At 71.0% G+C, this 19216-nt stretch carries 18 protein-coding genes; 7 read left to right on the forward strand and 11 right to left on the reverse strand.

Going from position 1 to position 19216, the window contains the following annotated elements:
• Positions 1 to 2: 2 nt before the first annotated feature.
• Positions 3 to 887 carry a hypothetical protein gene (locus OHT51_RS30220; RefSeq protein ID WP_328882068.1) on the forward strand — a complete coding sequence of 295 codons (885 nt, stop codon included), beginning with the start codon at positions 3 to 5 and terminating at the stop codon, positions 885 to 887.
• On the forward strand, positions 884 to 1567 hold the full coding sequence (locus tag OHT51_RS30225; protein ID WP_328882069.1) for a PhzF family phenazine biosynthesis protein: 684 nt from the start codon (positions 884 to 886) through the stop codon (positions 1565 to 1567). Before OHT51_RS30220 ends, OHT51_RS30225 begins: the two co-directional genes overlap by 4 nt.
• Before the next feature lie 35 nt (positions 1568 to 1602).
• Here the strand turns inward: OHT51_RS30225 and OHT51_RS30230 are convergent, their stop codons facing one another.
• Positions 1603 to 2250, reverse strand: coding sequence for a biliverdin-producing heme oxygenase (locus OHT51_RS30230; protein WP_328882070.1), 648 nt, complete (start codon positions 2248 to 2250; stop codon positions 1603 to 1605).
• 122 nt (positions 2251 to 2372) lie between these two features.
• Positions 2373 to 3230: a type I methionyl aminopeptidase gene (gene map, locus OHT51_RS30235; protein ID WP_328882071.1), complete on the reverse strand. Its 858-nt coding sequence runs from the start codon at positions 3228 to 3230 to the stop codon at positions 2373 to 2375.
• A 58-nt stretch (positions 3231 to 3288) separates the two neighbouring features.
• Here map and OHT51_RS30240 point away from each other — a divergent pair, with 58 nt between their 5' ends.
• A complete protein-coding gene (locus OHT51_RS30240) occupies positions 3289 to 3519 on the forward strand; it encodes a hypothetical protein (protein WP_328882072.1) in 231 nt (76 codons plus the stop codon).
• On the opposite strand, the gene OHT51_RS30245 is transcribed toward OHT51_RS30240, so the two are convergent.
• On the reverse strand, positions 3520 to 4881 hold the full coding sequence (locus OHT51_RS30245) for an MFS transporter (RefSeq protein WP_328882073.1): 1362 nt from the start codon (positions 4879 to 4881) through the stop codon (positions 3520 to 3522).
• A 76-nt stretch (positions 4882 to 4957) separates the two neighbouring features.
• Positions 4958 to 5560 (reverse strand): hypothetical protein, encoded by a 603-nt coding sequence (locus tag OHT51_RS30250; RefSeq protein WP_328882074.1) that lies wholly within the window; start codon positions 5558 to 5560, stop codon positions 4958 to 4960.
• A 161-nt stretch (positions 5561 to 5721) separates the two neighbouring features.
• Between OHT51_RS30250 and OHT51_RS30255 the strand changes: the two genes are divergently transcribed.
• Genes OHT51_RS30255 through OHT51_RS30265 form a run of 3 tightly spaced genes read left to right on the forward strand, consistent with a single transcriptional unit; the run spans position 5722 to position 7798 of the window.
• Positions 5722 to 6795, forward strand: a complete 1074-nt coding sequence (locus OHT51_RS30255) for a sialidase family protein (protein ID WP_328882075.1) — start codon at positions 5722 to 5724, stop codon at positions 6793 to 6795.
• Between the two features lie 37 nt (positions 6796 to 6832).
• Positions 6833 to 7558, forward strand: a complete 726-nt coding sequence (gene npdG / locus OHT51_RS30260; protein ID WP_328882076.1) for an NADPH-dependent F420 reductase — start codon at positions 6833 to 6835, stop codon at positions 7556 to 7558.
• A 54-nt stretch (positions 7559 to 7612) separates the two neighbouring features.
• Complete coding sequence (locus OHT51_RS30265) at positions 7613 to 7798, forward strand: hypothetical protein (RefSeq protein ID WP_328882077.1); 186 nt, start codon at positions 7613 to 7615, stop codon at positions 7796 to 7798.
• 12 nt (positions 7799 to 7810) lie between these two features.
• Here the strand turns inward: OHT51_RS30265 and OHT51_RS30270 are convergent, their stop codons facing one another.
• Positions 7811 to 8608 carry a site-2 protease family protein gene (locus OHT51_RS30270; RefSeq protein WP_328882078.1) on the reverse strand — a complete coding sequence of 266 codons (798 nt, stop codon included), beginning with the start codon at positions 8606 to 8608 and terminating at the stop codon, positions 7811 to 7813.
• Between the two features lie 145 nt (positions 8609 to 8753).
• Positions 8754 to 10154, reverse strand: coding sequence for a recombinase family protein (locus tag OHT51_RS30275; RefSeq protein WP_328882079.1), 1401 nt, complete (start codon positions 10152 to 10154; stop codon positions 8754 to 8756).
• Between the two features lie 178 nt (positions 10155 to 10332).
• On the opposite strand from OHT51_RS30275, the gene OHT51_RS30280 reads away from it, so the two are divergent.
• Positions 10333 to 13803: an AfsR/SARP family transcriptional regulator gene (locus OHT51_RS30280; protein ID WP_328882080.1), complete on the forward strand. Its 3471-nt coding sequence runs from the start codon at positions 10333 to 10335 to the stop codon at positions 13801 to 13803.
• 87 nt (positions 13804 to 13890) lie between these two features.
• On the opposite strand, the gene OHT51_RS30285 is transcribed toward OHT51_RS30280, so the two are convergent.
• The 5 genes from OHT51_RS30285 to OHT51_RS30305 all read right to left on the reverse strand — a co-directional run bounded on the left by OHT51_RS30285 (position 13891) and on the right by OHT51_RS30305 (position 19176).
• The gene (locus OHT51_RS30285; RefSeq protein WP_328882081.1) at positions 13891 to 14766 is read right to left on the reverse strand and encodes an ABC transporter permease; all 876 of its coding nucleotides are present in this window, start codon (positions 14764 to 14766) and stop codon (positions 13891 to 13893) included.
• On the reverse strand, positions 14763 to 15788 hold the full coding sequence (locus OHT51_RS30290) for an ATP-binding cassette domain-containing protein (RefSeq protein WP_328882082.1): 1026 nt from the start codon (positions 15786 to 15788) through the stop codon (positions 14763 to 14765). The genes OHT51_RS30285 and OHT51_RS30290 overlap by 4 nt, the downstream gene beginning before the upstream one ends.
• A 125-nt stretch (positions 15789 to 15913) precedes the next feature.
• A complete protein-coding gene (locus tag OHT51_RS30295) occupies positions 15914 to 17137 on the reverse strand; it encodes an MFS transporter (RefSeq protein ID WP_328882083.1) in 1224 nt (407 codons plus the stop codon).
• Positions 17138 to 17295: 158 nt separating this feature from the next.
• Positions 17296 to 18357, reverse strand: a complete 1062-nt coding sequence (locus OHT51_RS30300) for an endonuclease/exonuclease/phosphatase family protein (RefSeq protein WP_328882084.1) — start codon at positions 18355 to 18357, stop codon at positions 17296 to 17298.
• A 189-nt stretch (positions 18358 to 18546) separates the two neighbouring features.
• Complete coding sequence (locus tag OHT51_RS30305; protein ID WP_328882085.1) at positions 18547 to 19176, reverse strand: TetR/AcrR family transcriptional regulator; 630 nt, start codon at positions 19174 to 19176, stop codon at positions 18547 to 18549.
• Between the last annotated feature and the right edge of the window lie 40 nt (positions 19177 to 19216).

The raw sequence follows: 19216 nt of genomic DNA on the forward strand, positions 1-19216 counted from the left end.
CCATGAACAGGGGGCACAGAGAACTGCTGGGGCCGGGGCGGCTGGTACTGAACGTACGAGACCGTCCCGGCCCGCCGGCATTGCGTTTCGAGACCGCCGACCGGGGACGGTTGCTGCTGCGGCAGGGGGACCACCCCGTGCTGCTGGGCCGGTCGGTGGGCGAGGGCTGCTGCCCGGAGCTCCATCTGCACCGCCTCGACGGCTACCGCTCACCGCTGCCGCCGCTGCGCTCGTCAGCCATGCGGTCGTCGGTCAACTGGCCGCACCAGTACGCGCGTTGGCTGGAGGAGGCGGGCGGGACCCCGTTGCGGGACGGACGCTGGGAGCTGGCCCTGCGGACCGGCTTCCCGCCGGGCATCTGGACCGAGGACTTCGTACGGGACTGGCCCGGCGGCCGGCTGGAGCTGTACTGCGGGGGCGGCTGGCACGGAGTCCTCCCGCTGCGCCGGCTCTCCGCACCGGATGCCGCGCGGGTGAAGGCGTACCGCAAGCACGCACGCGACGGCACACTCGCGCCCGTCCTGCTGTGGTGGGTGTCCTTCCTGGACGGCTGGGTGATCCTGGACGGTCACGACCGGGCGGTGGCGGCACTGGCGGAGGACCGCACGCCGGAGTGCGTGGAACTGGGCCGGGTGCCCGACGAGGAGGAGTGGCGCCGGGCTGCCGAGGAGGTGACCGAGGCCCACGAGCACCGTATGCAAGGCCTGGCGGCGCGCGCCGACGACCCGGGCGCGGAACGCCAACGGGCCACCATGGAAAGGGCGTACGGCGACACGATCGCCTCGTTGCCCTACGGCGTGCCCCCCACCCGCTTCCTGCCCCTCCCCGGCGGAGCCGCCGCCTGGGACGAGCTCGCCGCCCGGGTGATGTTTCAATTTCCCCCGTGACTGACTTCGACGTCCTGCGCGTCTTCTGCGGCCCCAACGGCGGGTACGGCAACGAACTCGGCGTCGTCCGCGAGGGCTCCGTCATGCCCGACCGGGCCGACCGGCAGGCCTTCGCAGGCAAGCTCGGCTTCAGCGAGACCGTGTTCGTCGACGACCCCGAGCGCGGAGTCATCGACATCTACACCCCGACCCTGCGCCTGCCCTTCGCCGGTCACCCCTGCGTCGGCACGGCCTGGCTCCTCGACGTGCCCGAACTGATCACCCCGGCCGGCGTCGTCGGGGCACGGCTGGACGGCGAGTTCAGCTGGATCGAGGCACGGGCGGAGTGGGCCCCGCCGCGCACCCTGCGGCAGTACGGGACTGCGGCCGCGGTGGACGAGCTCGACGTGCCCCCGCCAGGTGAGCGAAGCGAGATGGGGGTCCCCCCGGACGAAGTCTGGGGGAGGATCTATGCCTGGGCGTGGGAGGACGAGGCGGCCGGCCGTATCCGGGCCCGTGCCTTCCCCGGCCGCGGCGACGGCATCGACGAGGACGAGGCGACCGGCGCGGCGGCCCTGCTGCTCACCGACCGCCTGGGCCGCGCCCTCAACATCACCCAGGGAGCCGGGTCCCAGATCCTCACGGCACCGCAGCCCGAGGGCTGGGTGGAGATCGGAGGGCGGGTTCTCCTGGAGCGCTGAGCCTCGGAAGCTCAGGCGCTCAGGCGCTCAGGCGCTCAGGCGCTCAGCGGGAACTCCTCGCCCAGCGCCCGGAACACCGCCGTGTTCAAGGCGAACGCCTTCTTGCACTCCGCCACGATCCGCTGCTTCTCCAGGTCGTCGGCGCGGACCTGGTCCAGGAGTTCGCGGTAACCCCGCTTGAACGCCGCCGGGTTGGTGATCTCCTCGAAGACGTAGAAGCGGACCCCGTCGCCCTTGCGGGCGAAGCCCCAGGTCTTCTCCGCCTTGTCGCGGATGATCTGGCCGCCGGAGAGGTCGCCCAGGTAGCGCGTGTAGTGGTGGGCGATGTAGCCGGCCGGCCAGGTGCCGGCGCACTCCCGCACCCGGTCCGCGTACGCCTGCGTCGCGGGCAGTGCCGACAGCCCCGTCCGCCACTGCGGACCCCGCAGATGCGCCAGGTCCCGCTCCAGTGACGTCAGCCGGAACAGCTCCGGCTGGATGAAGGGTCCGGTCACCGGGTCCGACGCCAGCCGCTCGGTGCCGGTCTCCAGCGCCTCGTACACGAACCACAACTGCTCGGTGTAGCGCGCGTATGCGTCCACGCCCAGCCGGCCGCCGAGCAGGTCGCTCATGAACGTCGAGGTCTCCGCCTCCACGTGCTGCTCGTGGGAGGCGGTGCGGATGACTGTCGAGAAGGAGTCCATGGCAGTATTTTCTGAGGTTAGGCTTACCTAAGTCAATAGGTTTGCCGACGCTGTGTCGGTAAAAGGGTACCGAGAAAACCCGCCCTCCGCAGGGCGAAGGACGGGTTCGGTGACCTGCTCGGTTACGGCAGTGTGAGGATCTCCGTCCCCGTCTCCGTCACCACCAGCGTGTGCTCGAACTGCGCCGTGCGCTTGCGGTCCTTCGTGACGACCGTCCAGCCGTCGTCCCACATGTCGTACTCGTGCGTCCCGAGCGTCAGCATCGGCTCGATCGTGAAGGTCATGCCGGGCTGGATGACCGTCGTCGCGTGCGGGCTGTCGTAGTGCGGGACGATCAGGCCGGAGTGGAACGACGAGTTGATGCCGTGGCCGGTGAAGTCACGCACCACGCCGTAGCCGAAGCGCTTGGCGTACGACTCGATGACCCGCCCGATGATGTTGATCTGACGGCCCGGCTTGACCGCCTTGATCGCGCGGCTCAGGGCCTCCCGGGTCCGCTCCACCAGCAGCCGGGACTCCTCGTCGACGTCCCCGACCAGGTACGTGGCGTTGTTGTCGCCGTGCACCCCGCCGATGTACGCCGTCACGTCGAGGTTGACGATGTCGCCGTCGCGCAGCACCGTCGAGTCCGGGATGCCGTGGCAGATGACCTCGTTGACGCTGGTGCACAGGGACTTCGGGAAACCGCGGTAGCCGAGCGTGGAGGGATAGGCGCCGTGGTCGCACATGTACTCGTGCGCCGCCTTGTCCAGCTCGTCCGTCGTGACACCGGGCGCGATCAGCTTCGCCGCCTCGGCCATCGCCCGCGCGGCGATACGGCCGGCGACACGCATCGCCTCGACGGTCTCCGGAGTCTGCACCTCCGGCCCCGTGTACGGCGTCGGCGCGGGCTTGCCGACGTACTCGGGGCGACGGATGTTTCCGGGCACGGAACGGGTGGGGGAGAGCTCCCCTGGGACGAGCAGCGACTGGCCAGACATGCCAGCGAGTCTAACCAGCGGGCATGGGGGAACATGTCGGTGGCGAGAGGAGCCGGACATGGCCTTGTTCAAGAAGCGGACGGTCGGCAAGCCGGGGGAGTGGTACTACTGCCTCGTCCACAAGAAGGTGGAGGAGGGGCCGGAGTGCCCCGCCAAGGACCGTTTCGGACCGTACGCCACCCCGCAGGAGGCCCAGCAGGCGATGGACCTCGCCCGTGAGCGCAACCTGGAGTGGGAGGGCGACCCGCGGTGGCACGACGCCCCGAACCGTGCCCCGGACGACGACTGATCAGCCCTCCGCGGGCGCCGGCGCGGGTTTCGCTGCCGGCGCCCGTGCGGCCGCTGCCGCTGCCCGCTGCTCCCGCAGCCGTACCGCATGCTCGTTCGTCCGGGCGTCGTACGTCATCAGCTTCGGCAGGCACAGCGCCAGCAGCCCCACCGCGCCCACGCACAGCAGCCCGCCCGACCAGATCGATGTCCGCACGCCCCGCCAGGCCGCCATGCCGCCGACGTAGGTCTGGCCCAGCTGCGGGCCCACCGAGTACGACAGCAGCTCGATCCCGGCGAGCCGGCCGCGCAGCTCGTCCGGGATCGTCTGGTTCCACATCACCCCGCGGAACATGCCGCTGACCATGTCCGCGGCGCCGCCGAGGGTCAGGAACAGCAGGACCAGCCATACGTTCCCGGAGACACCGGCCGCCGCGATCGCCGTGCCCCACAGCGCGGCCGCCAGGACGACGGCCCTCCCGTGCCGGTGCACCCGCGAGGTCCAGCCGCTGGTCAGGCTCACCAGCATCGCCCCGGCCGGGACCGCCGCGTACATCAGGCCCAGCGCCCAGGGGGCGTTCAACTCGTCGGCGAGGAACGGCAGTACGGCGAGCGGCATCGCGAAGAGCATCGCCGCGATGTCGATCACATACGTGCCGAGAAGCTCTTTGCGGTTCCAGGCGTAACGGGCGCCCTCGGCGATGGCCTTCAGGGACGGTTTCGCGGCCTCGTGGGAGGCGGGGGAGGGGGCGAGATTGAGCACGAACAGCACGGAGGCGACGAAGGTCAGCAGATCCACGCCGTACGCCCAGCCGAGCCCGGCGTACGCCACGACCACGCCGGCCAGGGCCGGGCCGGCGACGCCGCCGACCTGCCAGCGCAGCGCGTTGAGCGAGGCGGCGGCCGGGAGGTGGTCGTGGGCCACGATCCGGGGCAGCAGGGCGTCCATGGCCGGCCGCTGGACCGACACGAGGGCGGAGGACAGGGCGGCGACGACGTACAGCGGCCAGATGGCGGGGCTCGGCAGCAGTGCGTTGACCAGCAGCACCGCGCTGAGCACCGCCTGCCCGGCCTCCGTCCACACGATCAGCTTCCGCTTGTCGAGCGCGTCGGCGAGCGCACCCCCGTACAGCCCGAACACGATCAGCGGCACCAGCTCCACGGCCCCGATCGCCCCGACCGCCGCGGCGGACCCCGTCAGCTCCTTGATCTGCACGGGCAGCGCGACGAAGGTCAGGAAGCTGCCGAAGTAGGTGACCAGCCCCGCCAGCCACAGCCGCCGGAAGTCGACGGAGGCCCGCCACGGTGCGAGGTCGGGCAGCACGGCCCGGAGGCGGGAAGACGGCGAGGGAGGAGTGGGGGGAACGGGGGAGTCGTCGGTCACGAAAGGTCATGGTCAGGCGGTGCGGTGCCCGAGGCAAACGGTTTTGCGGGCGAGGCGCCCGGCACCGGCCAGTGGGTCACCAGCCCGTGGGCGGCGGCGCCGTCAGGGAGTCCGCCAGGCGGGACAGGCGGTCCCGGAAGCGCCGGCGCCCCCGCGGAGAGGGCAGCGCGTTCTCGCCGGCGGCCGCGCTCACCAGGTGCTGCACGGTGTCCAGGTCCAGCTCCGCACCCTCCGGCACGGTCAGCGTCTCGTGGGCCATCGACGTCAGTTCGCCCTCGCCGGCGCCCAGCGCCAGCACCGTCGCGCCGGCCAGCCGGGCGTCGTGCACCCGCTCCAGAAGCGGCGCGCCCGGCCCCTCCGGCGACACCACCAGCAGCGTCTCCCCGCGCCGCGCCGCCGCCAACCGTCCGAGCCCGACCGCCAGATGCGCCGGATCCGAGGCCCGCGCGTGATGCCGTACGAGTGTCGGGGCCAGCTCCGGAGTGCCCGACCACGCGGCCTCGTCGACCAGATGGGCCGCCAGATGCCACGGCTCGTACTGCGGCGTGCCGACCAGCAGCAGCCCGCCCCCGTGCGCCACCGCCGACGTCCGCAGCGCACCCGCGAACCCCCGGGTGGCCCCCAACCACTCGGTTCCGGCGAGTACTTCGCGCAGCAACGCGACACGTACGGCATCCATGCGACCGCATCCTGCCGCAATCGACCACTCGTGACCCGGAGTTCACCACGAATTCGCCCGACTTGGGCAGATGGACTCGTTGTCCCGCACATCCGTCCGTACACCGGCCGCACAGCCACCGTCGACCGAGCCGCGGCGACCGGCCATCCGAGGAGCCCCCCATGGCAGAGACCAGCGTCCCCTTCCGCGCGGGCCGCGAGGGCTACGCGAGCTTCCGCATCCCGGCCGTCGTCGCCACCTCCACCGGCACCCTCCTCGCCTTCTGCGAGGGCCGGGTCGGCTCGCACGACGACTTCGGGAACATCGACATCGTGCTGAAGCGCTCCACCGACGGCGGCCGCACCTGGGGCCCGCTCCAGGTCGCCGCCAAGAACGGTGACGACCTCGCCGGCAACCCGGCTCCCGTCGTCCTCGACACCGGCCGCATCCTGCTCGTCCACGTCCGCAACGCCGCCCTCGCCACCGAGAGCGCCATCCGCCGCGGTGTGGTGAGCGCCGCGGACGGGCGGCGCGTTTGGGTGCAGCACAGCGACGACGACGGGGCGACCTGGTCCGCACCGACGGAGATCACCAAGGGCACGAAGCGGCCGGAGTGGCGCTGGTACGCCACCACCCCGGGCCACGCCGTCCAGCTGGCCGGCGGCCGGGTCGTCGTCCCCGCCAACCACTCCCTGCCCCCGGCCGGACGGGACAACGGCACGGAGGGCAAGTACAACGGGGGCCACTGCCTGCTCAGCGACGACCGCGGCGCCACCTGGCGCATCGGGTACGTCGACGGCAACACCGACGGCTACATCAACGTCAACGAGACCACCGCCGCCGAACTCCCCGACGGGCGCGTCTACTTCAACACCCGCAACGACTCCACGTCCCCCGGCACCCGAGCCGACGCCTACTCCGAGGACGGCGGCGCGACGCTGGTGAAACCCTTCCGCCCCCAGGCCGGCCTCACCGCCCCCGTCTGCGAGGGCAGCGTCCTGCAGCTGCGCGACCCCGACGTGCTGCTCTACGCGGGCCCCGCCGACCCCGGCTTCCGCGCACTGATGACCATCCGCGCCTCCGCCGACGGCGGCGTCACCTGGCGGTCCGCGCACCCGGTGGACGGACTGCCCGCCGCGTACTCGGACCTCGTACGGATCGACGACGACGCGGTCGGACTCCTCTACGAGACCGGCGACTTCAGCGCGTACGAGACCATCGCCTTCCGGCGGGTGCCCGTGACGGAGCTCACCTGAGCCTTTGGGCCGGGCAGGGCGGACGTAAAGTCGGCGCATGACCTCTAGCGACAGTGCACAGCAGCCCGCCGGGACCCCCGCGAAGGCCCCGGCCAAGGACCCCTGGGACCTCCCGGACGTCTCCGGGCTCGTCGTCGGCGTGCTCGGCGGGACCGGGCCGCAGGGCAAGGGCCTCGCCTACCGGCTCGCCCGGGCCGGCCAGAAGGTGATCATCGGCTCGCGGGCCGCCGAACGTGCCGAGTCCGCCGCCGAGGAGCTCGGGCACGGCGTCGAGGGCGCCGACAACGCCGAGTGCGCGCGGCGCAGCGACATCGTGATCGTCGCCGTGCCGTGGGAGGGCCACGGCAAGACCCTCGAATCCCTGCGCGAGGAGCTGGCGGGCAAGCTGGTCGTCGACTGCGTCAACCCGCTCGGCTTCGACAAGAAGGGCGCCTACGCGCTGAAGCCGGAGGAGGGCAGCGCCGCCGAGCAGGCCGCCGCCCTGCTGCCGGACTCCCGGGTGACGGCCGCCTTCCACCATCTGTCGGCGGTCCTCCTGGAGGACCCCGAGATCGACGAGATCGACACCGACGTGATGGTCCTCGGCGAGGTCCGGGCGGACGTCGAGATCGTCCAGGCGCTGGCGGGCCGCATCCCCGGCATGCGCGGCATCTTCGCGGGGCGGCTGCGCAACGCCCACCAGGTCGAGGCGCTGGTCGCGAACCTGATCTCGGTGAACCGGCGCTACAAGGCGCACGCGGGGCTCCGCGTCACGGACGTATGACGGGATGGGGGACACTGGTCGGCGTAGCAGTGTCCCCCGAAGGAGCCGAGTGAAATGCCCCGCCTTGGTGTCTATGCCCTGATCGTCTGTGTGCTCGCCGTGGCCGCGGCCGTGGTCTCGTTCGCGCAGGGCAGCTTGCTGGGGATCGTGTGGGTGCTGCTGGCGGGGCTGTCCAGCAACATGTGCTGGTACTACGTGAAGCGGGGCAGGGACGAGCGGCGGGACTCGGTCAGGGGCTGAGCCCGAACCGGGTCATCCGCTGATCGAGCAGAGCTCGTTCGAGTCCCGCCAGAAGCGGAACAGGTCGTATCCGCAGTAGGTGTCGAAGTCGCTGATGCCGAGGCCGCGCAGGACGGCGTCGATCATGTCGAAGAACGCGCCGTTGACCTCCGGGACCCACAGCAGCGCGAACACGAACAGCAGGCCGAACGGCGCGAACGGCTCCACCTGGCGCCTGATCTTCTGCGACAGCCACGGCTCGATCACGCCGTAGCCGTCCAGGCCCGGGACCGGCAGGAAGTTCAGGATCGCCGCCGTGACCTGGAGCAGCGCGAGGAAGGCGAGCGCGAACCGGAAGTCGCGGGGGACGCCGTCCAGGGCGCCCAGCCAGAACGGGGCGGTGCACACGACGGCGAACAGCACGTTCGTCAGCGGCCCGGCCGCCGAGATCAGACTGTGCCGCCAGCGCCCCCGGATCCGCCCGCGCTCGATGAAGACGGCACCGCCCGGGAGGCCGATGCCGCCCATGATCACGAAGATGACGGGGAGCACGATGCTGAGCAGAGCGTGTGTATAGGCGAGAGGATTGAGGCTCAAGTAGCCCTTGGCTCCGACGCTGATGTCGCCCGAGTGAAGCGCGGTACGCGCGTGTGCGTACTCATGGAGACACAGGGACACCACCCAGGCCGAGGTCACGAAGAGGAACACGGCGAGTCCCGGTGACGCAGCGAAGCCTGTCCACACCGCCCACCCGGTGGCTGCCGTGACGGCAGCGATTCCTAGGAAGACAGGGCTGATCCGCTGTTCGCTGGTGCGAGAGGCGGTGGTCATGGGCGGACTCCTCGTACGTGGCGGCCGAGCTCGGGGACACCTCGACGGTGATCGTGGATCGGGGAGCAAGGACTCGTGTTCCTGGGAGTCTCCCAGAGCAGGGAGGCGCGGGAGGGTGCGGGTCCCGGCAGCCGTAGGGGCTCGTCTACCTCAAAAACTTCGCAAGACGCTCTCGGAAGTCTTCGGGGATGTCCAGAACGTGACCGCCGCGGTCTCGGGGGTGGCATCGAACCGTGATGCCGGCATGGACCAGATCCTCACCGATCTCGGCGACCCCCATGCTCTGCCACCGCTCGGCGAAAGTGGTGCCGAGAGGTTCGAAACGCCAGTGGTCCACGTCGGCATCCTGTGACGGACGCGACTCGTCCCTGGCGCGGGCGCGATCGGCATACACGCGGCGAGTGACCGGCTCGTCCCCGACTGCTTGGACCAGCATGTGCAGGACAGGGTTGACGATCTCCTCGCCAGGCAGGAACACGTAGCCGGGGCATGCCGGGGAGCCGACTCGCGAAAGGCAGCGAACCTTCTCGGTCACCCGGTATGTCCCGTCCTTGCGCTGCTTCCTGGATGTGTGAAGCTGAAGATTCTTGCCGCACCCGCCGCATTTGATCACGTGGAGGAGCGGGGTCCTGGGCGTTTCCGAGCGTTGGGCGACCGGGGATGAGGAACGAGCCAGGGTGTCCTGAAGGCGATCGAAGACTTCCTGATCCAGCACTGCTTCGGCTGCGCGGATGGGACGGCCCTCCTGGTCGTGCACCAGGACGCGATTCTTGTACTTCTTGCCGGGGACGTCCTCGCTGCGTGTCTTCCAGCCCAGCAGAGTGGGGGACATGAGGATCCCCTTGAGCGTACGGGGGTACCAGAGGAAGTCCTTGCCGGACTTGTTCCGGTGATAAGTGTCCGCAGGTGCAGGCAGCCCGCGGTCTTCGAAGTCCCGGCAGATGGCGTTGACCGGCTCACCGTCGATGACGCGCCGAGCGGCTTCCCGAACGATGGCAGCCGTCTTCGGGTTGATCTCCAGGTAGCGGGAACCGTCCTTCGCGTAGGTGCGATAGCCGAAAGGGGGTGAACCGCCGCCCCATCGCGTGGACGTGAGCAGATGCGCGCGCGACGATGCAACCCGCTCAGCCGCAGTGTTGGCTTCCATCTGGGCGAATGTGGCGATCATGGTGGCTGTCCGCTGTCCCGCTGAACTCGTGAGATCGAACGGTTCGGTAGCGGAAACCAGTCCCTTGCCTCCATGGCGCTCGGCCCACTCGATCATCTTGTGCAGATCCCCGACCCGGCGAACAAACCGATCGAGTCGCCAGAAGACGATCACGTCGAATTCAGGTGCACGGTCGTCGAGCCATCGGGACAGTTCCGGACGTTGCCACGGCGGCACGGCGGTGGCGGAGACGGAAAGGTCCTTGGCAACGCCGACGACATCCCAGCCGCGCGACACGCTGAAGGATCTGCACCCTTCGAGTTGCCGGTCAGGACTGGTGGTCGAGTCGGTCCGGACCGTGAGCCGGACGGCGATCAATGCCCTGACAGGTCGTGTCATGGTTCTGAGGCTAAGCGTGTTTGTATCTAAGGAGCTGAGAGTTACATAAATCCACGCCATGAACCGACGGCATGGATCCTCTCTGGCCAGGGACCGGCGCCTCCCGGCCTGCCTCACCACACGCCGCACGGAAAGAAACCGCGTGACCGTCGCCGAGGGCACCGGGGACAATGGTCCAGTGCGCTATCGCATCCTCGGCACCACGCAGGCATTCCGCCCCGACGGCACGGTCGTCCCGGTCGGCGGCGCGCGCCTGCGCGCGCTGCTGACGGTCCTCGCACTGCATCCTTGTCGCACGGTCTCCGCGGGCCTCTTGGTCGACGAGGTCTGGGCCGGCGACCCGCCCGCCGATGCCCCGGGCGCCCTGCAGGCGCTGGTCGGTCGCTTGCGCCGCGCCCTCGGCGCCGACGCCATCGCCTCCGCGGAGGGCGGATACCGGCTCACCACCGTGCCCGACGACATCGACCTGCACCGGTTCGAACGCCTCATCGGTGAGGGCACGCGCGCGTTGGCCGACGGCGACCCCGGCAAAGCGGCCGGCGTTCTCGACGACGCCATTGCCCTGTGGCGCGGCCCCGCCCTCGCCGACCTCCCCGACCACACCGCCGAGGCGGCCCGCCAGGAGGCCCGCCGCCTCGACGCCCTGCGCGCCCGCCACACCGCCGCCCTCGCCCTCGGCCACGCCGAACACGCCCTGCCCGAGCTGACCGCCCTGTGTGACAGTCACCCTCTGGACGAACCCCTCCAAGCTCTGCGCCTGCGCGCCTTGCGCGACGCGGGCCGCACGGCGGAGGCGCTGGCCGCGTACGAGGACGTACGGCGACTGCTGGCGGAGCGGCTCGGTTCCGATCCGGGGCCGGAACTGCGGGCGCTGCACGAGGAGTTCCTCGGGCCGGGAAAGGACGCGCACAGGGGAGAGGACGGTCTGCGTCCGCGTGACGGGAGCCGATCCGTCCACGGTGCACTCCGGGCCGCCCGAGACGGCCACGATGTCCGGCCGCACGGCGACGCCGAGGCGAGGCTCCACCGTCACGAGTTGGCGAGTGCGGGTACAGGTGTACCCGGCAAGGGGGGCGGGGCCGTCGACGGGGCGAACGGCACTGGACAGGTCGGGGGCGGGGCCCGGGGCCGGGCCGGCAACCTCCGCGCCCGGCTCACCTCCTTCGTCGGCCGGGAAGCCGACATCGAGGCCATCCACGGGGACCTCAGGACCGCCCGGCTCGTCACGCTGCTGGGCCCCGGCGGGGCCGGGAAGACGCGGCTGTCGCAGGAGGCCGCCGAGAGCGTGCGGGACGGTGCCCCGGACGGGGTGTGGCTGGCCGAGCTCGCGCCGGTCGACGACCCCGAGGCCGTACCGGAGGCCGTACTCACCGCTGTCGGCGCCCGCGAGACCGTGCTGTACGGCGCCGGCGCCGAGGCCATGCGGGCCGGGTCCGACCGGCACGACGACCCCGTCGAGCGGCTCGCCGAGCACTGCGGCAAGCGCCGGATGCTGCTGATCCTCGACAACTGCGAGCACGTCGTCGAGGCCGCCGCCCGCCTCGTCGCGGAACTGCTGGAGCGCTGCCCGGAGCTGACGGTGCTGGCCACCAGCCGCGAACCCCTCGGCGTACCGGGGGAGTTGCTGCGGCCCGTCGAGCCGTTGCCCGAGCCCGTCGCGCTGCGGCTGCTCGCCGACCGGGGCGCCGCCGCCCGGCCCGGCTTCCGCGTCGACGCCGACGACGAGACCGCCGCGGCCTGCGCCGAGATCTGTCTGCGCCTCGACGGCCTCCCGCTCGCCATCGAACTCGCCGCCGCCCGGCTCCGCATGCTCACCCCACGCCAGATCGCGGACCGGCTGGACGACCGCTTCCGCCTGCTCACCTCCGGCAGCCGCACCGTCCGCCCCCGCCAGCAGACCCTGCGGGCGGTCGTCGACTGGTCGTGGGAACTGCTCGACGAGGACGAACGCGACGTGCTGCGGCGGCTGTCCGTCTTCGCGGGCGGCTGCGACCTCACCGCCGCCGAGGCCGTGTGCGGACCCGCAGCCCTGGATTCGCTCGGCTCCCTCGTCGACAAGTCCCTGGTGGTGGCCGCCCCTTCGGCGGACGGCGCGATGCGCTACCGGCTCCTGGAGACCGTCGCCGAGTACGCCGGTGAGCGCCTCGACGAGACCGGCCGGCGCGGCGAGGCCGAGCGCGCGCATCTGACGTACTACCGCGAACTCGCCCGCACCACCGACGCGTTGCTGCGCGGCCCCGGCCAGCTCGCCGCCATCGAGCGCCTGGAACGCGAGTACGAGAATCTGCGCGTCGCCCTGCGCCACGCGGTCGCCGGCCGCGACGAGCAGGAGGCGCTGTGCCTGATCCTGTCGCTGGCCTGGTACTGGCAGATGCGCGAACTGCGGATCGAGGCCCGCAACTGGTCCCGCGAGGTCCAGACCCTCGGCCCCGACCCCTTCGCCGAGCCGGTCCGCCCCGCGCAGCCGGTGTGGGAGCGCTGCACGGACACTCCGCCCCCGTGGACCGGGGAGGCCCTCGAAGAGGCGCGGCGCGGTGTCCATCTCGTCCATCTCGCCTGCATGGACACCGAGTTGGAGGCCTGGCAGACCCCCGGGGCACAGGCCAAGCTGCGTGCCATCGCCGCCACCTACGAACCGGGTATGCCGCAGACCTGCCGGCTGCCCGGCTACCTCTGGATCTTCGCCGTCATGCTCACCGGGGACATGGAGCGGCTGCGCACCGTCCTCGACGCCACCGTCCGCACCTCCCGCGAGACGCCCGGGTACGACTGGGAACTCGCGGCGAGCCTGCAGTGGCGTGCCAACATGTACGCCAACCGCAGCGACTGGGCCGGCGAGGGCGACGCCATCCGCGATGCCGAGGAGTCGCTGGAGATCTACGAGCGTCTCGGCGACCTGTGGGGCACCGCCGAGGCCCTCGCCGCCCGCGCCGAGGCATGCGAACGCATGGGTGAGTGGGACAGGGCGGCCGCGAACTACGAGGCGGCGATCGAGCGGGCCGAACGGCTCGGCGCCCATGCCCAGAAGGGCGTTCTCAGGGCCCGGCTCGGCAGCGTCATGATCGAGGCGGGCGAGGTCGAGCGGGGCGAGCGGCTGCTGCGTGCGGTCATCGACGAGGCGAGCGGCGGGAACGACCAGGCGATGCCGTTCGCCCGGCTGATCCTGGCCGGCCGACTCGGCATGAGCGGCCGGATCGCCGAGGCGCGTGAGCAACTCCGGCTGTTGCGCGAGCAGTTCAAGATCGCCCACTTTGTCGTCTTCGATGCCTTCATCCTCGGTGCGGAGGCCTGGCTGGACGCGGCGGACGCCCGCTACGAGCGGTCCCTGGCCATGATCAAGCGCGCCCTGGAACGCGCCGAGGAACCGCTGTCCGAGGCCATCGCCCCGCACATGCGCTCGGCGTTTCTGAGCACCGCCGCCTACGCCCTGGCCCGCGTCGACGGCGGCTGCCGCGCCCGCGACGCCGCCCGCTGCCTCGGCGCCTCCGACGGGCTGCTGCCGGCCCGGTACGTCGCGTCGACACACGAGCGCAAGGTGTACGAAGGGGCGGCGCAACGCACCCGCGCGGTGCTCGGCGACGCGGCCTACGAGGCGGCGTACACGGAGGGCGGTGGCCTCTCCTCCCGGGAGGCCACCGCCCTGATCTGACCTCCGCCGGTTCGTAGGACGGAGACGTCGGCTCCTCGTACGGAACGTCCGTTCTTCGTGCGGAACGTCCGTTCTTCGTGCGGAGCGTCAGTTCTTCGTGCGGAACTTGTGGATCGCGATCGGCGCCATGATGGCCGTAAGGCCCACCGACCAGGCGACGGTCACCCACAGGTCGTGCGCGACCGGGCCGCCCACCATCAGGCCGCGCGCGGCGTCCGCGAGCGAGGACAGCGGGTTGACGTCGGTGAAGGACTGCAGCCAGCCCGGCATCGACGTGGTCGGCGCGAAGATCGACGAGCCGAACTGGAGCGGCATCAGCACCAGGAAGCCGAGCCCCTGTACGGACTGAGCGCTCTTCAGGATCACGCCGAGGGTGAGGAAGACCCACATCAGCGCCGACCCGAACAGTGCGGCCAGCGCCACGGCCGCGAGCAGCCCGCCCCAGTTGGTGATGTCGAAGCCGACCAGGACGCCGACGATCAGCATGATCGTGGTGGCGATCATCATGCGCAGGAGCTCCACCGCGATCTTGGCGAAGAGCACCGAGCCGCGCCCGATCGGCAGGGACCGGAAGCGGTCCATGACGCCGGTGTTGAAGTCCTGGTTGAATCCGGTCCCGACCGACATGGCCATGCTCATGCCCATCATGGCCATCATGCCGGGCACGACGTACTGGACGTAGTCCTCCTGGCCGCCGCCGAGCGCCTGTCCGATCGAGCCGCCGAAGACGTACACGAACAGCAGCGTGAAGACGATCGGCATCAGGATGGCGTCGAACATCGACTCCGGGTCCTGCCGGATCCACAGGAGGTTGCGGCGTACGAGCGCACCGGTGTGCCGCAGGTGCGCCCGCAGGGAGATGCGGGCGTCGGCGGCGGCCGCCGTGTTCGCTGTTGTGGTGTTCGAAGGGGCGGCGCGAAGCGCCTCGTTCAGGGTGGTGGTGGGCGACGGGCGGGAGCTCATACGGCGACCTCCTCGCGGTCGTCGGTGGGCACGGCGTCCTGCGGGGCACTGGCACGGTGGCCGGTGAGGGACAGGAACACCTCGTCCAGGCTGGGAAGTTCGGTGGAGATGGAGGCGAGGGTGATGCCCCGCGCGGTGACGGCGCCGACGATGGCGGTGAGCTGCTCGTCGCTGAGCACCGGGACGAGCAGGGTGCCGGTCTCGGTGTCCACGGTGGTGGTCGCCAGGCCGGTGATGCCGAGGTCGTCGAGGTATCCGGCGAGGGGCCGCAGCTGCAGGGCGTCGGTCGGCCGGATCCGCAGGGTCCGCCCGCCCACCTTGGCCTTGAGCTCCTCGATGCCTCCGCCCGCGATGACCTTGCCCCGGTCGACGACCGTCAGTTCGGAGGCGAGCTGCTCGGCCTCCTCCATGTACTGGGTGGTCAGCAGCACGGTCACGCCGTCCCCGACCATGGCCTTGACCTCGGCCCACACCTCGTTGCGGGTCCGCGGGTCGAGCCCCGTGGTCGGCTCGTCGAGGAACAGCACCGTGGGCCGGCCGATCATGGAGGCGGCCAGGTCGAGCCGCCGCCGCATGCCGCCGGAGTAGGTCGCCGCGGGCCGCTTGGCCGCGTCGGTCAGCGAGAACCGCTCCAGCAGCTCGTCGGCACGCGTGCGTGCCTCCTTGCGGGGCAGGTCCAGGAGCCGCCCGATGAGGTACAGGTTCTCCCACCCGGGGAGCTTCTCGTCGACGGAGGCGTACTGACCGGTCAGCCCGATCACCCTCCGCAGCTGCCGGGGCTGCCGCAGGACGTCGTATCCGGCGACGGTGGCCTCACCGGCGTCCGGCGTCAGCAGTGTGGACAGGATGCGCACGAGGGTGGTCTTGCCGGCCCCGTTCGGCCCGAGCACGCCCATCACGGTGCCCTCGCGCACATCCAGGTCGACACCGTCCAGAGCTTTGGTCTCGCCGTAGTGCTTGACCAACCCCCGCACGGATACGGCGCTGCCGGCGCCGCCGGGGTTCTTGTCGATTCGCGTCATGGGGACGACGTTGTCAGGCCGCACCGACAAACCACCGACAGCTCACCGACAGAGCCGACAAGACACCGACAGGGCGATGCCCGAGGGGCGAGGGGAACGCGCCCGTGCGCCCGTGACGTGGACGCTCAGTGCCGAACTGCCTCGGCCCGCTCCGGAACCTGTCCCGCAACCACCCGCTGTCGCCGAGCCCGCGGAGCGACCCGTCGCCGGTCCACCGCGTACGCGGCGCCCGCGACTCCGAGCCCGAGGACGGCCAGCGCGGCGCCCGCCAGGGCCGGAGAGGTGACCCCGAGGCCCGCCGCGAGGGCGAGGCCGCCGATCCAGGCACCGCCCGCGTTGGCGAGGTTGAAGGCCGCCTGGTTGGCCGAGGAGGCCAGGGACGGGGCGCTGGACGCCTTCTCCATCACCATCAGCTGGAGCGGGGAGCCCGTGGCGAAGGCCGCCATGCCCAGCAGGATCACTGCGAGGGCCGCGCTCCACGCCGTCGACATCAGGAGCGGGAAGAGAGCCAGGACCAGCACCAGCGAGAGCAGGCCCCCGAACAGCGTCCCCCGCATCGCGTGGTCCGCCAGGCGCCCGCCCAGCAGGTTGCCCGCCGTCGCGCCGACACCGAACAGCGCCAGCAGCAGCGTCACGCTGGCGTCGGTGTACCCGGCGGCGTCGGTGAGCATCGGCGTGATGTAGCTGTACGCGGCGAAGAGCGCGCCGAAGCCCGCGACCGTCGTGCCGAGCGCCAGCCACACCGGCAGGGAGCGCAGGGCGGCCAGCTCGCCGCGCAGGCCCGTCTGGGGAGCCGTGTGCGCCTCGGCGCGCGGGATGAGCAGCGCCAGCGCGGCCATCGCGGCCAGGCCGATCGTGCTCACGCCGAGGAAGGTGGCCCGCCAGCCCAGGCTCTGGCCCATCAGCGTGGCCACCGGCACGCCCGCGACGTTCGCCATCGTCAGGCCGAGGAACATCAGCGACACGGAGCGGGCCTTGCGCTCCGGTGCGACCATGCTCGTCGCCACGACCGCGCCGACGCCGAAGAAGGCGCCGTGCGGCAGGCCGCTGAGGAAGCGGGCGGCCATCAGCCAGTGGTAGTCGGGGGCGAAGGCGGACAGGGCGTTGCCCGCGACGAAGAGGGCCATCAGGCCGATCAGGACGGTGCGGCGGGGCAGGCGTGCCGTGACCGCGGCCAGCAGCGGGGCGCCGATGACGACGCCGAGGGCGTACGCCGAGACCAGATGCCCGGCGGTGGGAATCGAGATGTCCAGGTCGTTCGCGACTTCGGGCAGCAGGCCCATCATCACGAACTCGGTCGTACCTATGCCGAAGGCGCCGACGGCCAGGGCGAGCAGGGCCAGGGGCATGAAGTGCCTTTGCCTTTCAGGGTCGAGAGCGGAGTCGTCGTACTCCGTGATGTTCGTTCCGTATGTTCAAGTACGGAACAAAGCCTCTCAGGCCCGGTATTCCAGCAGATGACACTCCGGTTGCCGAGACCCGTCCAGACGGCGCTGACCAGGGATTTTCAGGACGCGGATGTGTCGACCTTCACACGCGCCGCCACCGGCAGATGGTCGCTCCCGGTCTCCGGCAGAGTCCAGGAGCTCAACGGCTCCAGGCCCCGCACCATGATCTGGTCGATCCGGGCCATCGGGAACGACGCCGGCCAGCTGAACCCCATCCCGCTGCCCGACGCGCCCTGCGTCGAGCGCATCTGAGCGGTCACGGCGTTGAGCGCGCGGTCGTTCATCGTGCCGTTCAGGTCGCCGAGCAGGACGACCTTGCCGAGCGGCTCGTCGTTGATGGCCTCGCCCAGCGCGTCGGCGCTCTTGTCGCGCTGCCGGGCGGTGAACCCTGCCTCCACCTTCACCCGTACCGACGGCAGATGGGCGACGTACACCGCGACCTGCCCGGACGGCGTGGCCACCGCGGCCCGCATGGCACGGACCCAGCCCAGCTTGATGTCGACGGGCTTGACGCCGCTCAGCGGGTACTTGCTCCACAGCCCGACCGTGCCCTGCACCGAGTGGTACTTGTACGTCGACGCCAGCGCCTTCTCGTACGTCGGGACCGCTCCGGCCGTCAGTTCCTCCAGGGCCACCACGTCCGCGCCGGACGCGGCCACGTCCCGGGCGGTGCCGGCCGGATCGCTGTTGTCGGCGTTGACGTTGTGTGTGGCCACCGTGAGGTCGCCGCCGGCGCCGGTCTTGTCGGTGAGCTGGCCGCCGAAGAGGTTCAGCCACACGATCGCCGGGACCAGCACGGCGATCAGCGCGGTCGCGGACCTGCGGACGAGGGCCAGCAGGAGCAGCACCGGCACGAACAGGCCCAGCCAGGGCAGGAACGTCTCTGTCAGGCTGCCGAGATTGCCGATCGCGTTCGGGATCTGCGCGTGCAGCAGCATCACCAGGGCGAGGATCACCGCGAGGGCGGCCAGGACGAGGCCGCGGCGCCACACGCGCGGGTCTCCGCGCCAGCCCGCGACCAGGCTCTTCAGTCGGTTCGTCAGGCGCTGAAGCCCGGGTTCCCGGCGCTCGGGACCCGAGCCTCCGTTGTCCGTCTCCGTCACATACGCCTGCTGCGCCATACCGTCGCCTCACTACCTGCCGTGCAACACCGTCGTCCCCCCGCGCCCAGAGAAACCCTAGGGGATGATCGGCTCCGATCCCGCCGTACTCATGACGGCCGTACGGGGGCGAGGACGTACAAGTCGCCTTCAGGAGTTCCGGATGCGCCGGGGGAAAGCGCGCTCTGTGACGAAACGCGCACATTCGATCTACGGGGTGTGTGAACTGACGGGCCGTAGACCCTCCAGCACGGCGTCGGCCATCTGCTCGGCCAGGCCTTCCGGAAGTTCCGCGTCCGGGCGCATGACGGCACGCACCAGCATCGGTCCGAAGATCATGTCGTTCATCACGTCGACGTCGATGTCCGCGCGCAGTTCACCGTTCTGCTGCCCACGGAGCAGAATCGCGTGCTGCTTCCTGCGCCGCGGCTCGACGACGGCCGCGTGATAGGCGTCCCAGATCTTCGGGCTGCTCTTCATCTGGGCGATGACGTTGTGCAGGAGCACCGACGAACGGGTCATCAGGCCGCGTTGCCGCAACTGTTCGAGCAGCGCCACGAGATCGTCGCGCACCGAGGTGCCGGGCAGTTCGGGGTCCGGCGGCTCGGCGGCCCGCACGACCTCGACGAAGAGCTCCTCCTTGCCGCTCCAGCGGCGGTAGATGGTGGCCTTGCCGACCCCCGCGGTACGGGCGATGCGCTCGATGGACAGCTCCGCGAGCGGCACGCCGTCCTCCAGCAGCTTGAGGACGCCCTCCATGATGGACCGCTCCACGGCCTCGCTGCGGGGGCGGCCCCGGGTGGGGCCGTCCTGCCGGGGCCGGCTGTCGGCGAGGCTCACTTGGCTCGGTCCTTTCCGTGGGTTGGGGTGATTCTCCCTG

Source organism: Streptomyces sp. NBC_00299 (assembly GCF_036173045.1).
Classification (GTDB): Bacteria; Actinomycetota; Actinomycetes; order Streptomycetales; family Streptomycetaceae; genus Streptomyces; species Streptomyces machairae.